Raw genomic sequence first — 15744 nt, 5'->3', positions numbered from 1 at the left:
ATGTCTGAAAACCCGATGGCTGAGAATCCGATGTCTGAGAATCCGACGCCTGAAAAGGCCAATCCAGAGGCGCAATTAAATATAGCGGGTAAGCTGGCTAAAGCCTTTATCCATTCAAAAATCACCATGATGATGGTTATCGCAGTCACGCTTGCTGGAATCATGGCTTATCTGATTACTCCACGTGAGTATAATCCTCAGATTGTGGTACCGGCAGCCAATATTATTGTGCCTAAAGCGGGTGCTACGCCTGAAGAAGTCAATAATATGGTCGTGAAGCCACTTGAAACCATTTTAAGTGCACTGCCAGGCGTGGATCATACTTTTGGGTATGCCTCAAATGACTTTGGTGTGGTTACGGTTCAATTTGAAGTGGGTGAGAACCAGGTAGATAGTTTGGTTAAGGTTTATAACCAAATTATGCAAAACATGGACAAAATGCCGCCAGATACGCAAGATCCATTAATTAAGCCAATTAATGTGGATGATGTTCCTATTATGACTTTGGCGGTTACCTCTAAAGAGCTGTCAGGCTATGATTTACGCGATATCTCATTAAAACTGGTTGAGAACTTACGTAATATTCCAGGGGTTTCGTTTTCTGATGTTGTGGGTGGAAAACAACGTGCGATTAATGTTTGGTTAGATGCGCAAAAAATTGCGTTAACAGGACTTTCTTTAGAAACGATTAGCCAAATGCTAAAGGGAAGTAATGTCTCTTTACCCGTTGGGTCTGTGGTTAATAATAACCGTAATAAACTGATTCGCGTAAACGGTTTTTTAGGTAATGCAAAAGAAGTTGGTGAGATTGTTATTGGTGCCGATAAAGGTCGTCCAATTTATCTTAAAGATATTGCGACGATTGATGATGGTCCAAGAGAAAACCAAAGTTATTCTCGTATAGGTTTTGGGCCAAGCTCTGATTATAAACATCTTTCAGAGCAACAATCAGTAACGATTACTTTGGCTAAAAAGCCAGGAACGAATGCCGTTGATGTTGCTAACTCAATATTAAAGCAATTAGCAGAGCTTAAAAAATCGATCATTCCAACCAATGTTGATGTCGTTGTGACTCGTAACGATGGTGAAAAAGCCAATGCTGCAGTAAATCTGTTAATGGAGCATTTGGCTATCGCCGTGGGTTCTGTTGTGATTATTTTGATACTCTTCCTTGGTTGGAGAGAAGCTGGGATTGTTACCCTAACAGTCCCCTTAATTCTGTTTGTCGTTTTATTTATTGGAATGATTGCAGATCAAACTATTAACCGTATTACCTTATTTGCTTTAATTTTATCTTTGGGGTTATTAGTGGATGCCGCCATAGTGGTTATTGAAAACATCCACAGGCATATACATGATGGCTTTGATCCAGAAAAATTTGATGAAGTGCTAATTAAGGCGACTAATGAAATAGGTAATCCAACCAACGTCGCGACGATTGCAGTTATTTTGGCTTTTATTCCAATGCTATTTGTTACCGGGATGATGGGACCCTTCATGGCGCCTATTCCATTTAATGTTCCTGTAGCAATGATTGCTTCATTGGTTGTTGCCTATATTCTTGTGCCTTATGCGGCATATCGATTATTAGGCAAAAAAGCCATTAAAGAGATGCAAGCCAGAGAAAGTCTGGAAACGCACCATCAGCATGAAGATGATTGGATGCAAAAGCTTTATGTTAAAGCGATAAATCCAATGATAGAAAACCGTACCAAACGTAATGTGTTTTTATTTATTGTTTTATTGTCTCTAATCGGTGCAATGATTCAACCCGCATTACAGTTTATGCGTGGCGATGGCATGAATAATCCACTTCATCCTGCAGGGGTAGAAGTAAAGATGTTGCCTTATGACAACACGAGTACTTTTTTAGTGCAGATTGATATGCCAGAAGGCACGGCTTTAGAAGCAACTGACCGTGTTGTAAGACATGTTGGAGAGCGTTTATCAAATACTGAATTTGTAACGGATTACAGTGTTTACTTAGGAAATCACGCGCCGATTGATTTTGCCGCCTTAGTACGTGGTGACTTAATTAAAGAGGGGGCAAACTTTGCTCAAATTAGAGTTAACTTAGTCAATAAGCATCATAGAGACTTATCTTCTCACGATATTGTTGAGCAGTTGAATGTTAATCTTAATGAGCTGCGTAAAGCTTTCCCAGCAGCGAATATAAAACTATATGAAACGCCTCCAGGGCCACCAGTAACGACTCAAATTATGGCTGAACTGTATGGTCCTGATTATGATAAGTTACGACAGGCTTCTATCGAAGTAGGTAAGAAGTTTAATAATATTTACGGCTTAATTAACGTTGATGATTCTGTTACCGCAGATAATATGAGTTATCAAATTAATATTGACCGTGAGCAAGCGAATCTTCTAGGGGTTGCTCCTGCTCAAGTGGGTAAAATGTTGCGTGACTACATTAATGGTTTTGAACTGGGTTATATGCATTTAGATAATGTGCGTGAACCTGTTGATATTATTGTACGTCTTCCTCGTTCAGAAAGAACGGTGGCTGAGCAAATGATGTCATTACAAGTGCAATCTCGTTCTGGAGCATCTGTTCCATTATCAGCCGTGGCTAAAATTGAAGAGGTGTTATACGCCAAGCCAATTTTAGGTCGTGATCAACATCAAATGGTCATGATTGGTGGTGAGTTACTTCAATCGAGCCCAGTTTATTCGGTATTGTCATTAGATAAAATGCTTGATGGTGTGAAATTGCCTGAATCTGGCGTCACTTTCCATACTGCAAATCTTGGCTTTGTTCAGGCAACACCGGATGATGTTATGGACTACACGATTTTATGGGGTGGTGAAATGCGCCTAACATTAGATGTATTCCGTGATATGGGTAGTGCCTTTATTGTGGCGTTAGTCTTTATTTACCTAATTTTAGTAGGTTACTATAAGTCATTTATGATGCCTGTTATTGTTATGGGTGCTATCCCATTAACCATGATTGGTGTTTTCCCTGGTCACTGGTTAACTGATCAGGCATTTACGGCAACCTCAATGATTGGAGTCATTGCCTTAGCCGGTATTGTGGTACGAAACTCATTACTGTTAATCGACTTTATTTTAGAGTATCGAGCTGAAGGTCGGTCACTGAAAGATGCAGTTATTCAGGCTGGTAAAGTTCGTTTTCGTCCAATATTGCTAACCGCTTTAGCGATTATGTTTGGATCAATGATTATGATTACTGACCCTGTATTTGGTGGTCTAGCGGTTTCATTAATCTTTGGTACGCTTTCTTCAACTGTTTTAACACTGTTGGTTATTCCGTTGATGTATTACATCTGGCAGTGGCATGGTGGCGTTAAACAGCAAGAGCAAGCAGAAGCTTTAGCTAAACAAGCTTAGTTAATTTAGATTAACTAAGAATGAATTAAAAACCGGGGTTATTTAAAACTCCGGTTTTTTTATGTCTCAAACTCAGGTTTTGTCTTCTATAAAATAACCAGGCCTGGTTGTTATCCCCAAACATTAATGAAAATTATTCTAGTTTATATTGATAAGAGTTCTAAAAAGTTTATACTGTTTAAAACTAATTGCATAAGATTATGTATAGTTTTCTGTATAACTAAAGAGAGGTATTAAACAATGAAGAATTTTGCTAAAGCCTTAGCGGTAACCAGTTTAAGTATGGTGGCATCTATGCCTGTTTATGCAGAAGAGCCCATGTCTGTAAATGTGGCGCGCATTACTGCAGATACTGCAAATACTATTGCCGTTAATGCCATCAAGGCGTGCAGAGAAAAAGGGATTTCTATCAGTGTAACCGTGGTGGATAGAAATGGAATTGTTCAAGTTCAAATGCGTGATACGGTTGCACCACCTGTTTCGCTAAACATAAGTAAGAAGAAGGCCTATTCATCTGTAATGTTTAACGCAAAAGGCTCGCAGTTAGAAGGACGAGCAAAAGGTCCATTGTCTACCATAGATGAAGGCTTGGCTCTTATGGCTGGTTCAACACCCATTACTGGGGGCGGTAAGTTGTATGGTGCAGTTGGTGTAAGTGGTGCTCCAGATGGTATGGATGATGAAGCTTGTGCTATTGCTGGGTTTGAATCTGTATCTGATGATTTAGAAATGCAGTAATTTTATTTCAGTCAATCATTAGACAAGCTAATAGATAACAAGTATAATTCGCCCCACCTTACGGAGAGCTGGCTGAGTGGCTGAAGGCGCACGCCTGGAAAGTGTGTATAGGTTTATCCCTATCGAGGGTTCGAATCCCTCGCTCTCCGCCAAAAGGCGGGTATCGTATATTGGCTATTACCTCGGCCTTCCAAGCCGATGAGAGGAGTTCGATTCTCCTTACCCGCTCCATATTATGGTGACTCTATTCGTCCCCTCGCGACGCTAAGTTGGGAACTCCGCCAGGTCCGGAAGGAAGCAACGGTACCTTCTGATGCGTGCGCCGAGGTAAGGCGGGTAGGGTTGCCACCCATTTCTTTTTTACCTATTTTTACCATGTTTTTTGAATGTTACCAGGCCTGGTAGTTTCAAAGGATTTGCTTTTTTATAATGAAAATAATCTCTTGTTAAGTGCTTAAACACATGCATTAAATAGTTCTGATTTTGTCTTCAATACACGTTAAAATAAATTCCAATTTTTGAACTTAAAGAGTTGTTGTTCTCGTTATGAGTTATACCGTTTTAGCACGTAAGTGGCGCCCAAAAAACTTTGCTGAGTTGGTAGGTCAATCCCACGTCATGCAGGCATTATCAAACGCGCTTGATCAACAACGTTTACACCATGCTTATCTGTTTACGGGTACAAGAGGGGTGGGTAAAACCACGATTGCTAGAATATTTGCAAAAGCCCTGAACTGCCAAGAAGGGATTTCTTCTTCTCCTTGTGGAGTTTGTGATACTTGTCGCTCTATTGATGAAGGTCGGTTTATTGATTTAATTGAAGTGGATGCGGCATCTAAAACCAAAGTAGATGACACTCGTGAAATTTTAGATAATGTTCAGTTTGCACCGACTCAAGGTCGTTATAAAGTTTATCTTATAGATGAAGTTCACATGCTTTCTAAAAGTAGTTTTAACGCCTTGTTAAAAACACTTGAAGAACCACCTGAGCATGTAAAGTTTTTATTGGCGACGACGGATCCTCATAAGTTACCCATCACGGTATTGTCTCGCTGTTTGCAGTTTAATTTAATGCGTTTAACTCAACCGCAAATTCAGGGACATTTAGCACATATTCTTGGCCAAGAAAATATTCCATTTGAAGATTCTGCTCTAGCTCTAATTGCAAAAAGTGCTGATGGTTCTGCGAGGGATAGTTTAAGTTTACTTGACCAGGCAATAGCCTATGGGGCCGGTGAAGTGATGTTTGAGCCCGTGCAAACTATGCTAGGTCTGGTTGACCAGCAGTTTGGGGTAGCGATTCTACAGGCATTGGCAAACAATGATGCCCAACAAATTAAAAATGTTATTCAGCAATTGGCCTCTATGGGGGTTGATTACCAGGCCTTGTTAGCACAACTTATTGAAAGTTTGCACGCTATCTCTTATGTACAAGTATTTGCTGATAATGAAACTACCACATTATTACCGGCTGAGATTGTGAAAAGTTTTGCCGATAATATTGAACCAGAAAGAGTTCAGTTGCTCTATCAGATTGCCTTGCTGACCAAGCAAGATATGCAATTAGCGCCTGATATTAGAATCGGTTTTGAAATGGCTTTGATGAGAATGTTGGCTTTTCAACCTGCGCAATCTCAATCGGGTCAATCTAAAACTAATGAATCTAATGTTGCAAATAAACAGGCGGCTCAATCACCAAACTCAGCAGCCGCTTTAAATGATGAGTCAGGGCTTTCGCCAATGGATGCCTTGGCCAGTTTAGCAACAGCACGTTCATTAGTAGGAAAAAAAAACACTTCAATAAACCCTGAGACGATGTCTTTATCTGAAGACGCTCAAAATTCTGTTAACAAAAACGCTAATCAAATAAAAGATGATCAGCTTAGTTTAGCTTCATCAAATGTTCACGATGTGTCTGGAGATTTAAGCCCTAAAAAAATTCAAGAGCCTGATTTACAAGAGAGCTATGCCGAGGCTTCTTTACAAGCAACGGTTAAAGAGAGCTTTAATGAAAGTTTTAAACAAACTTCTCAAGAAGCTGATTCCGAAATCAATCATCACTCAACGGCACAAGTACAAGAAAAACCTGCCGCGGTTGCTGCCACAGATCATTTAACTCAAATACGAGAAAGATTAAAACAGCCTTTTGCTAAACCGGTCAAAGCTGAGGCTCAGTCTAGTGAAATACCTTCTGCTCCAGATGTAGTCAATAATGTTGTGTTTGAAGATTCATCTTTTCACGCAGTTGATGAACTTGAAGAGCGGGCAGCTCCAAACTCAACTCAAGTTACAACAGTTAATATAGAACATAGAGATAGTAATGATTCAATAGATACCTCAACATCTCATGAATCATCTTCATGGGCTTCTGTTGAAAGTAACCAGCCTTTAGAATCTATAGAAAAGTCAGAATCACCAGAGCTTATATCTCCAGGGTTAATTTCTTCAGGTTCCAAGTCTCCAGGTTCTAAATTTCCAGATTCTAAATTTCCACAATCAGTATCACATGCTGAAATAGGCATGAATCAAAGTGATATATCTCCTGTAGAAACACAAGAATATATTCACGAGAATACTGTTCAACAGTCTGATAAACCATTAAATTTAAAGGCAAAGGATGGCCAGCTCGGTGAGATTATAGAAGATGAAATACAAGATGTAATTGATGAAAACTTTGTACCTAGTAATGATGCTTTAAAAGACTGGTTAACCATTATTGAGCGTTTAAATTTAAAAGGCATGGCTAATGACATGGCTAGAAATAGTGTTCTTGTTGCGATGACTGAAAATACATTACAGATGAGTATTGACCCAGAGCAGCAATACGCCAAGCCAGAAATGGTTTTAGAGCAAATTGACGCGGCGGTAAAAGCTTATTTTGGTTCAAATTTTAGTCTTGAAGTTGTTCAAGCTAATGAACATTTTACCCCTGTGAAATTAGAGCAAAAGTTAGCTTCTGATAAACAGCAGGCTGCACAGCAATCAATAGAGTCGGATAGTGTCGTCAATGCTCTTATTTCTAATTTAGGAATGGAAGTGATTCCGGGAACACTAAAACCCATTTAAGAATTTTAAGAATCAAAAAGATTAATAAAAACACGAATAAAAACTGAATAGAAAATAAAGGAATAAACTTATGTTTGGTGGTAAAGGCGGTATTGGTAACTTAATGAAACAAGCCCAAGATATGCAAAAAAATATGCAAGCTGCTCAAGAAGAAATTGCAAAAATGGAAATTAACGGCGAAGCTGGCGGCGGTATGGTTAAAGTGGTTATGACGGGTAAGCATGAGTTAGTAAAAGTAGAGGTTGATGATTCATTAATGGATGATAAAGAGATGCTTGAAGACTTGTTTGCCGCAGCGGTTAATAGTGCATCACGAAGAGTTGAAGAGGTTACTCAAGAAAAAATGGGCGGTTTAACGGCCGGAATGAATATGCCCGCAGGCATGAAGATGCCATTTTAATCAATATTTGAGAATTTAGATTGCAAAGCCCTTTAATACAAGAACTAATTGAAGCATTTCGAGTCTTACCTGGTGTTGGTCCAAAATCGGCACAGCGAATGGCTTATTATTTACTTGAACGCAATAAAAAAGGCGGGGCTGTTCTTGCCCAAACCTTAGCCAAGGCTGTGGAAGAGGTTGGCCATTGTTCTTTATGCAGAACCTTAACAGAAGAAGAAACTTGCAGTATTTGTCAATCAAGTCGACGAGCAACCGGCGAGTTATGTATTGTTGAATCTCCATCTGATGTAACTGTGATTGAACAATCGGGTATATTTCAGGGTCAATATTTTGTTTTGATGGGACATCTATCTCCTATTGATGGAGTGGGTCCTAGTCAAATTGGACTGGATTTATTAGAGTCAAGGTTGTCAGATAAATCTGTTTCTGAGCTAATTATTGCAACGAATCCAACTGTTGAAGGTGAGGCAACAGCGCATTATATTCAGCAAATGGCGTTTAAATATGAAGTTAAAGTATCTCGTTTGGCTCAAGGTATACCTATGGGGGGAGAGCTTGAATATTTGGATAGTGGTACACTTTCTCAGGCCTTTTTGGCAAGACGGTCAATGTAGTTAAGCGTTTTGTTAGTATGATTCTTGAACATAAAAAATCCCACAATTGTGGGGTTTTTTATAGGATTCAAGCTTAAGGAATAGGATGTTTCTGGGCTTGATTAAGGTTAAGCTTTGGTTTTACTCATTAAGAACTCTAGTAGTGCTTTTTGAGCATGTAGTCTGTTTTCTGCCTCATCCCAAACTACAGTGTCTTTGGCATCAATAACATCAGCAGTCACTTCTTCACCACGGTGTGCCGGTAGGCAATGCATGAATAGGGCTTCATTATCGGCCTTTTCCATGACTGCTTTATTAACTTGGTAATCAGCAAAAGCACGTTCACGAAGTTTTTGCTCTTCTTCTTGTCCCATACTTGCCCATACATCCGTTACGATAAGATCGGAGTTTTCAGATGCGTCTAGTGTATTTCTAACGATTTCCACGCGGTCTTTGTTTGCATTAACCAAATCCATATTTGGATCATAACCTTCTGGGCAGGCAATGCGTAAATTAAAGCCGTATTGTGCTGCAGCGTTTATGTATGAATGACACATATTGTTACCATCACCCACCCAGGTAACGGTTTTACCTTCAATGCTACCGCGGTGTTCTTGATAGGTTTGCATATCAGCTAAAAGCTGGCAAGGGTGAAAATCATCTGTTAAGGCATTAATAATTGGTACTGACGAGTGTTGTGCAAATGTCTCAACAATATTGTGTCCAAAAGTACGAATCATTATTCCGTCGACCATGCTTGAGATAACTCTAGCACTATCTTCAAGCGGTTCGCCACGACCAAGTTGCGTGTCATTTGAAGATAAAAATAATGCATGACCACCAAATTGAGTCATGCCTGTTTCAAATGAGATGCGAGTTCGAGTTGAAGATTTCTCAAAAATCATCGCTAAAGTCTGATTTTTTAAAGGCTCATAAATTTCACCAGAATGCTGCATTTTTTTAAGCTCAATGCCACGATGCATTATTTGCTGAAGTTCAGCTGAGGTTAAATCTTTTAGGGTTAAAAAGTGTCTTATAGTCATCTTTCTAATCTTTATATTATTTGAGACCTTTGCATGAGAGTATGCACGAATAAAAATGGTTAAAATTCACCCGATTTTTGTTGTACCCCAAGGGCACTTCCGTTGGGCGACAACTTGCGAATAGCTAGCTATTCCCTACGTTTTCCGCCGCAATCAGGCAAATTCCTCCACATTTTTCTTTCGCACCTATCTCGTGCAAAGGTCTCATTTATTTAAAAATTTTCTAATTAATTCGTTTAACGTCTTAACTAAAAATTCGGTTTGTTCATTGCTCATAACATAGGTAGGTAACAATCTGATTGTGTCACCTCTTGTTACATTGATAAGCAGGCCGGCTTCTAAAGCTAGAGCCACAAGTTCTCCACAAGGTCGATCGAGTTGAATACCAATCATGTAGCCTTTGCCACGTACTTCAACAACGCCTTGTTGGTTTTGCAGAGTTTGCTTGAATTGCTCAATTAATTGTTGACCTTTTTTGGCAACAGCAGCAACATGGTTATGCACTTCTAAGGTGTTAATAACTGCTAAACCAGCAGCACAGGCAAGAGGGTTACCTCCAAATGTTGTGCCGTGATTTCCGGGTACAAATGTATTGGCCGCTTCTCCCTTGGCTAAGCAAGCGCCAATAGGCATTCCGTTGCCTAAAGCTTTTGCTAAGGTTAAAACATCGGGTTTGATGTTGTCATGTTGAAAGGCAAACCATTCTCCTGTACGGCACATGCCTGTCTGAACTTCGTCTGTCATTAATAACCAGTTATTGGCATCACAAATTTCGCGCAATTTAGTTAGGTAGCCAGGCTCTGGAACATGAATTCCACCTTCTCCTTGAATCGGCTCAACAAGAATGGCGACCACATCTTGATTCTTTGAATGGGCAGTGACAGCATCAATATCATCAAATGGCACACGAATAAAACCATCAACTAAAGGGGTAAATCCTTCGTGAACTTTGTCGTTACCAGTTGCAGACAAGGTGGCAAGTGTTCGGCCATGGAAACTGTTTTCCATAACGATGATGCTCGGGTTTTCAATATTTTTTGAATGGGCATATTTACGGGCAATTTTAATTGCGGCTTCGTTAGCTTCTGCACCCGAATTAGAGAAAAACACCTTGTCCATGCCTGAATGTTCAATGAGTTTGTCAGCAAGTTGTTGTTGATTAGCAATTTGATAAAGATTGCTGGTATGAATAAGGGCGTGGCTTTGTTTACAAATGGCATCAGCGATGGCTGGATGAGCATGACCTAAACTACAAACGGCTATACCACTAAGCGCATCAAGGTAGGTTTTTCCATTGGTGTCATGCAGGGTAGCGCCGTCGCCTTTTTCAAAGCTAACAGGTAGTCTTGCATAAGTATTCATCAAATGATCAGTCATAAAAAATCCTAAAAATTAACGTTATGGCTTTATGATGACATAACGTTACAAAAACTTTAATGTGTTGGATAAACAAAAAAAGCAACCCGAGAGGAGTATTTATAAATATCCAGTTTTGACGTGACTACTTTGTCAAATAACGAGGTGTTTATAAATGCTTTCTGCAAGGTTGCTTTTTTGATTGCGATGTTCAACAGTAAATAGCCAGTTGACATTCAATTCCAAAAAAATGATTTTATCTGAATCTGGTAATTTTTCAAGTCTAATGGTGTTTTGCAGCTTAAAAGAGTTAAAAAATAGCTTAAAACAAGGTTTTTATTATAAAAAAGCGCAAACTTCAATTGTGAAAGCTTGGTTTTAGGATAAAATATCTCCCTTAATATTTTAAAATTTTGTGGAGAATTTGTTAATGCAAACGATGGCTGATAGAGATGGCGTAATCTGGTTAGATGGTCAAATGGTTCCATGGCGCGATGCTAAGGTTCACGTTTTAACACATACATTACATTATGGTATGGGTGTGTTTGAAGGGGTGAGAGCTTATGATGCGGAGCAGGGAACATCTATTTTCCGTTTAGATGCGCATACTGATCGTTTGATTAACTCCTCTAAAATTATGAATATGCCTATGCCTTATGATAAAGATGAGTTAAATGAAGCTCAATGTGCAGCTGTTCGTGAGAATAATTTAAAGTCGGCTTATATTCGTCCAATGGCTTTTTACGGAGCTGAAGGAATGGGGTTGCGTGCCGATAATCTTAAGGTGCATGTTATGGTTGCTGCTTGGGAATGGGGTGCTTACATGGGTGAAGAGAACTTGAATCGTGGAATTAAAATTGCCACTTCATCTTATTCTCGCCATCATGTGAATATCACCATGACAAAAGCCAAATCTAACGGTGCATACATGAACTCTATGTTAGCGTTGCAAGAAGCGGTAAGTCATGGTTGTGATGAAGCTTTGTTACTGGACGTTGACGGTTATGTGTCTGAAGGTTCTGGTGAAAACTTCTTTATGGTAAAAGACGGTGTTTTGTATACACCTGAACTTACTTGTTGTTTAGATGGTATTACTCGTAGAACGATTATGTCATTAGCTGATGAAATTGGTCTTGATGTGATTGAAAAGAAAATTACACGTGATGAAGTTTATATTGCGGATGAAGCTTTCTTTACTGGAACGGCGGCAGAAGTAACCCCTATTCGTGAATTAGATAATCGCCCAATTGGTATTGGTTCTCGTGGACCGATTACAGAAAAATTGCAAACAATGTATTTTGATATTGTGCATGGTCGTTCTGCTGAGCATATCGATTGGCTAGCAAACGTTGCTAAATAAGGAGAGTTTAAATGAGTGGAAATTCAACTAATTCTAAGTCTCATTATGAAGTCACTTATGATGATTTACCCTTGCATTGCCCAACGCCAGATATGAGTAAATGGAATTCACATCCTCGTGTGTTTTTACCGATTGAAGAAACGGGTGAAGCTAAATGCCCATATTGTGGTGCCGTGTATACATTAAAAGATTTTGACCCTAATCATTCAGGTCACCACTAGTTTTTCGTTACAAGTCTTTAATCTGAGAAACTACCAGGCCTGGTAGAATGGCAAAAGCCGTAATTGTTGTAATGCAATTACGGCTTTTTTATTGGTTTGAAATATGACTTACTTCTTGAAAGCGCGGCTTATTAATCTTAGAAAAAACCGACTAAGTGTTTTTTAAATTCCAGCGATTATGGACCCATAAGTATTGGCTTGGATTCTTACGAATTTCAGTTTCATATAAATGATGGAGTCTTAGCGTGTCTTCATAATCATCACCAGAAGGAAAGTTCTCTAATGCGGGGAGAAACTCCACTTCATATTGTCCGTTCTCTAAGCGTCGGGTAAATGTGGGCACAACTGCGCAGTCTGTCATTTTGGCTATTTTGGACGTTGCCGGATTGCTCATGGTCTCAACGCCAAAAAAAGGCACTTTTACATGGCCTTTAGCTCTATAGCGTTGGTCAGGTAAAAAAGTCATGCTTTGTCCCGAACGCAATACTTTAAGCATTTGACGAGTATTGGCATTAGAAACCGGTTCAACATGTTCGCCATTACTAAACTTAATAGAACGTCCTTTAGCAATTAAATAATCCATTAAAGGGTTGTCATGAGGGCGATAGACGGCATGGTAGTTTGTTAAAAATGAGACAAATAACCCGGTTACTTCTAAAGTCGTGAAGTGCGGGGCTAAAATTAATACTCCTTTGCCTGCATTTTGAGCCTGTTTTAGGTTATCTTCACCAATAAAAGTGACAAGGCCTCTTTCAAACGCATTTTGGTGGTTTTTTTTGTGATCACCCCACCAAACCATTGTCATTTCCATTAAGGCTATACCAAGAGATTCAAAGTGTTGTTTTAGTAATGACTGAATCTCAATAGCCGACTTTTCTGGAAAGCAAAGGGTTAGGTTGGCTTGTGCTAAACGACGCCGTTTTGCTGAAAGAGTGTAAAGTACTTTACCTAGCCACTTTCCGATTGGAAATTTCCAGCGAAAAGGCATTAGGGACAATAAGCGTAGTAACCCTATACCCAGCCAAATTCCCCAGTATTTTGGTGCTAGAAATGCGGTTTGGAAAGTTTGCGTGTAAAGTTTTTTAGAAGACTTACTCATCGAACTCCTGTCCTTGATAGAGTTGCGAATAGATTCCTTTTTGAGCTAGCAGTTCTTTATGAGTGCCTTGTTCCATAAGTTTGCCCTGTTGCATGACGACGATGTTATCAGCATTTTCAATGGTGCTTAAACGGTGGGCAATGACAATCACTGTGCGGTTCTGTTTTAAAGATTCCATTGCACGTTGAATCATCTGTTCACTTTGATTGTCGAGTGCTGAAGTGGCCTCATCTAAAATAAGAATAGGGGCGTTTTTTAGAAACGCTCTGGCAATGGCAATACGTTGGCGTTGCCCGCCAGAAAGTAAGTTGCCGTTTTCACCTATATTGGTATTTAAACCTTGTGGTAATTTTTCAATAAATTCCCAGGCATGAGCCGCCTTGGCGGCAGCAATAATCTCTTCTTGTGGAGTGTCAGTTTTGCCATAAGCGATGTTGGCAGCAACCGTATCGTCAAACAGTGTTACTTTTTGGCTAACTAAAGCGATTTGTTCTCTTAAAAAGTGGCGTTCTAAGTCTTTAATATTTTGACCATCAACTAAGATTTCACCCTTTTCAGCATCGTAAAATCGGGTGATAAGGTTTACTAGGGTAGATTTACCACTCCCCGACTGACCAACTAAAGCAGTGGTTTTACCTGCTGGAATAGTTAAATTAAAATCAATCAATGCTTTGCTTTTACTATATGGGTAGCTAAACTCAACTTTTTTAAAAGTGATCTCGCCTAACGGGTTGATAAGTTTTTGAGTTCCGGCGTTAGTTTCGTTTGGTTGGTCTAGAAGTTCAAAAATACTTTCTGCTGCCGCCATTCCTTTTTGCACGGTTTCGTTAATACTGGTTAAGCGACGAATGGGCTCGAACGTCAATGCCATAGCGGTAATGTAAGCTAATAATTCACCTGGGGTAAACAGGTTTTGTGCTGACATTTGCATTGCTATATATACTACAGCTGCTAGAGCAATCGCAGCCAGTACTTGTACTAAAGGAACATTGAGCGCAGAGACTTTAGTAACATGCATAGTGTTGTTTAATAATTCAGTAGCTGTGTTTTGAAAACGTTTTTTTTCGTAGGTTTCAGCACCATAAATTTTGATTTCTTGATGACCGGTTAAACTTTCTTCTAAACGTTGGGTGAGTTGTCCCATATTTTGTTGCATATTTTTACTAGATTGGCGCATCATCTTACTGGCTTTATCAATAATCCAAGCGACTACAGGGCCTATAATTAACATCAATAAAGTGAGTTGCCAAGATATATAAAGCAAGTAACCCACTAGTGCAATAATAGTCAGGCTGTCTCTAATAAGGGTAACCCAAGCGGTAGAAAGTGCATTGCTCGCCTGTGGTACATCATAGGTGATTTTTGACATGAGTTTACCCGTGCCATATTTGTGGAAGGTATCAAAAGCCAAGTGCTGCATTTTGTTGTACATGTCAGAACGAATCTGTAAAACAGCTTTTTCAGCAATCCATTGACTAAATACTTTACTAAAATATTCAGCAAAACCTTTGATGATAAATACTCCGGCTAGAAGTAAAGGCATCATTACAAATGAATCAGGATTCTTAGCGATTAAACTCTCATCCACCAACTCTTTTAAAACCATGGCCGTGGCCGGCTCCATGATAGCAATTGTTAATAGACCTGATAAAGTTATTGCAATCATGCCTTTAAAGGGCAAAATATAGTTTAATAAGCGGCGATAAAGCGAAAGGGTGGCACGATCTAGCATTGAGTTATTCTCGGTGAAGGATTTTATTGACAACTATGTTTGCCCAACCTGAACTATGGAACTCATGTTCGAGCTTGGTTTTGTCATAGTGATTTTCTAGCCAATCTAAGAATTCAGTATCTGGATTTTGAGTTCTGTATTCTAAAAAGCTATCAAAGAAATAATCTAACTTACCTGTATCAGCCCAACGAAAATGGCCGTATTTCATGCTGAGTTGTTTTAATGCTTCTTCGATTGGCTCCTCTTCTATAAAAAGCTTGTAAAATACGCTCATCATTCCAGCTCGATCAGCTCCTGATTTACAGTGCAGTAGTATAGGTTTTTCAGCATTTTCTAGAATAGACTTAGCTTGTAATATTCTATCTACATCAGGTAAAGAGCGAGACGACATAGGGTGGTTAATTAATGTAATTCCATACTTATTGCAAGCTTCTTTTTCAAGGATATATGCCCCGGAAAGATCGGCACCACGCATGCTTAGAATGGTTTTAACACCATGCTTTTGATGTAATTTCTTAATAAAGGCTGGAGAGGGGTGGCTGCTTCTAAAGGCCTTGTTTGAGAGTTTGTAAAAGTTTCTGTACAAACTGCGTATTATTTCGTGGTCAACAAACCATGCGTGCAAATGAGCTTTGGTGCGTTTCCAAAAAGTGTTTAATTGAGTCATTTGGGCTTTTAAAACCTTTAAATTGGAAAGTTAATTTGCGACTATTTTACTCTTTTATTTGAACTAAATGATAGAATCATGCTTTTGAAATTAATAGCGA

12 protein-coding genes, 2 tRNA genes and 1 other RNA gene are annotated in these 15744 nt (G+C 39.2%); 10 read left to right on the top strand and 5 right to left on the bottom strand.

The annotated features are described in order from the left end of the window. The 8 genes from BS34_RS0108585 (at nt 1) to recR (ending at nt 8187) form a co-directional block, all read left to right on the top strand. Nucleotides 1-3369 carry an efflux RND transporter permease subunit gene (locus BS34_RS0108585; RefSeq protein ID WP_233993176.1) on the top strand — a complete coding sequence of 1123 codons (3369 nt, stop codon included), beginning with the start codon at nt 1-3 and terminating at the stop codon, nt 3367-3369. Between the two features lie 240 nt (nt 3370-3609). Continuing rightward, nucleotides 3610-4107: a GlcG/HbpS family heme-binding protein gene (locus BS34_RS0108580; protein WP_029408112.1), complete on the top strand. Its 498-nt coding sequence runs from the start codon at nt 3610-3612 to the stop codon at nt 4105-4107. Between the two features lie 62 nt (nt 4108-4169). Then, a tRNA-Ser gene (locus BS34_RS0108575) sits at nt 4170-4259 on the top strand. Between the two features lie 4 nt (nt 4260-4263). Further along, a tRNA-Gly gene (locus BS34_RS0108570) sits at nt 4264-4338 on the top strand. A gap of 14 nt (nt 4339-4352) precedes the next feature. Then, an RNA gene (gene ffs, locus BS34_RS12860) (signal recognition particle sRNA small type) lies at nt 4353-4449 on the top strand. A 204-nt stretch (nt 4450-4653) separates the two neighbouring features. Then, complete coding sequence (gene dnaX / locus BS34_RS0108565; protein WP_051640762.1) at nt 4654-7173, top strand: DNA polymerase III subunit gamma/tau; 2520 nt, start codon at nt 4654-4656, stop codon at nt 7171-7173. 70 nt (nt 7174-7243) lie between these two features. Then, nucleotides 7244-7573, top strand: a complete 330-nt coding sequence (locus tag BS34_RS0108560) for a YbaB/EbfC family nucleoid-associated protein (protein ID WP_029408110.1) — start codon at nt 7244-7246, stop codon at nt 7571-7573. A gap of 20 nt (nt 7574-7593) precedes the next feature. Continuing rightward, nucleotides 7594-8187 carry a recombination mediator RecR gene (gene recR, locus BS34_RS0108555; RefSeq protein WP_029408109.1) on the top strand — a complete coding sequence of 198 codons (594 nt, stop codon included), beginning with the start codon at nt 7594-7596 and terminating at the stop codon, nt 8185-8187. A 107-nt stretch (nt 8188-8294) separates the two neighbouring features. On the opposite strand, the gene argF is transcribed toward recR, so the two are convergent. Further along, nucleotides 8295-9209, bottom strand: coding sequence for an ornithine carbamoyltransferase (gene argF, locus BS34_RS0108550; RefSeq protein ID WP_029408108.1), 915 nt, complete (start codon nt 9207-9209; stop codon nt 8295-8297). Nucleotides 9210-9413: 204 nt separating this feature from the next. Continuing rightward, nucleotides 9414-10586, bottom strand: a complete 1173-nt coding sequence (locus tag BS34_RS0108545; RefSeq protein WP_029408107.1) for an aspartate aminotransferase family protein — start codon at nt 10584-10586, stop codon at nt 9414-9416. A gap of 409 nt (nt 10587-10995) precedes the next feature. Between BS34_RS0108545 and BS34_RS0108535 the strand changes: the two genes are divergently transcribed. Both BS34_RS0108535 and BS34_RS0108530 read left to right on the top strand, forming a co-directional pair. Continuing rightward, nucleotides 10996-11925 (top strand): branched-chain amino acid transaminase, encoded by a 930-nt coding sequence (locus tag BS34_RS0108535; protein WP_029408106.1) that lies wholly within the window; start codon nt 10996-10998, stop codon nt 11923-11925. An 11-nt stretch (nt 11926-11936) separates the two neighbouring features. Beyond that, nucleotides 11937-12146: a zinc-finger domain-containing protein gene (locus BS34_RS0108530; protein ID WP_029408105.1), complete on the top strand. Its 210-nt coding sequence runs from the start codon at nt 11937-11939 to the stop codon at nt 12144-12146. Between the two features lie 151 nt (nt 12147-12297). On the opposite strand, the gene BS34_RS0108525 is transcribed toward BS34_RS0108530, so the two are convergent. Genes BS34_RS0108525 through BS34_RS0108515 form a run of 3 tightly spaced genes read right to left on the bottom strand, consistent with a single transcriptional unit; the run spans nt 12298 to nt 15644 of the window. Then, nucleotides 12298-13245 (bottom strand): lysophospholipid acyltransferase family protein, encoded by a 948-nt coding sequence (locus BS34_RS0108525; RefSeq protein ID WP_051640761.1) that lies wholly within the window; start codon nt 13243-13245, stop codon nt 12298-12300. After that, a complete protein-coding gene (gene msbA / locus BS34_RS0108520; RefSeq protein ID WP_029408103.1) occupies nt 13238-14977 on the bottom strand; it encodes a lipid A export permease/ATP-binding protein MsbA in 1740 nt (579 codons plus the stop codon). The genes BS34_RS0108525 and msbA overlap by 8 nt, the downstream gene beginning before the upstream one ends. 4 nt (nt 14978-14981) lie before the next feature. Next, nucleotides 14982-15644: a fused DSP-PTPase phosphatase/NAD kinase-like protein gene (locus tag BS34_RS0108515; RefSeq protein ID WP_029408102.1), complete on the bottom strand. Its 663-nt coding sequence runs from the start codon at nt 15642-15644 to the stop codon at nt 14982-14984. Nucleotides 15645-15744: the final 100 nt, after the last annotated feature.

Source organism: Thiomicrorhabdus sp. Milos-T2 (genome assembly GCF_000702325.1).
Taxonomy (GTDB): Bacteria; Pseudomonadota; Gammaproteobacteria; order Thiomicrospirales; family Thiomicrospiraceae; genus Thiomicrorhabdus.
Note: the sequence above shows the minus strand (reverse complement) of the source record. Positions and strands in the feature narration are given on the sequence as shown.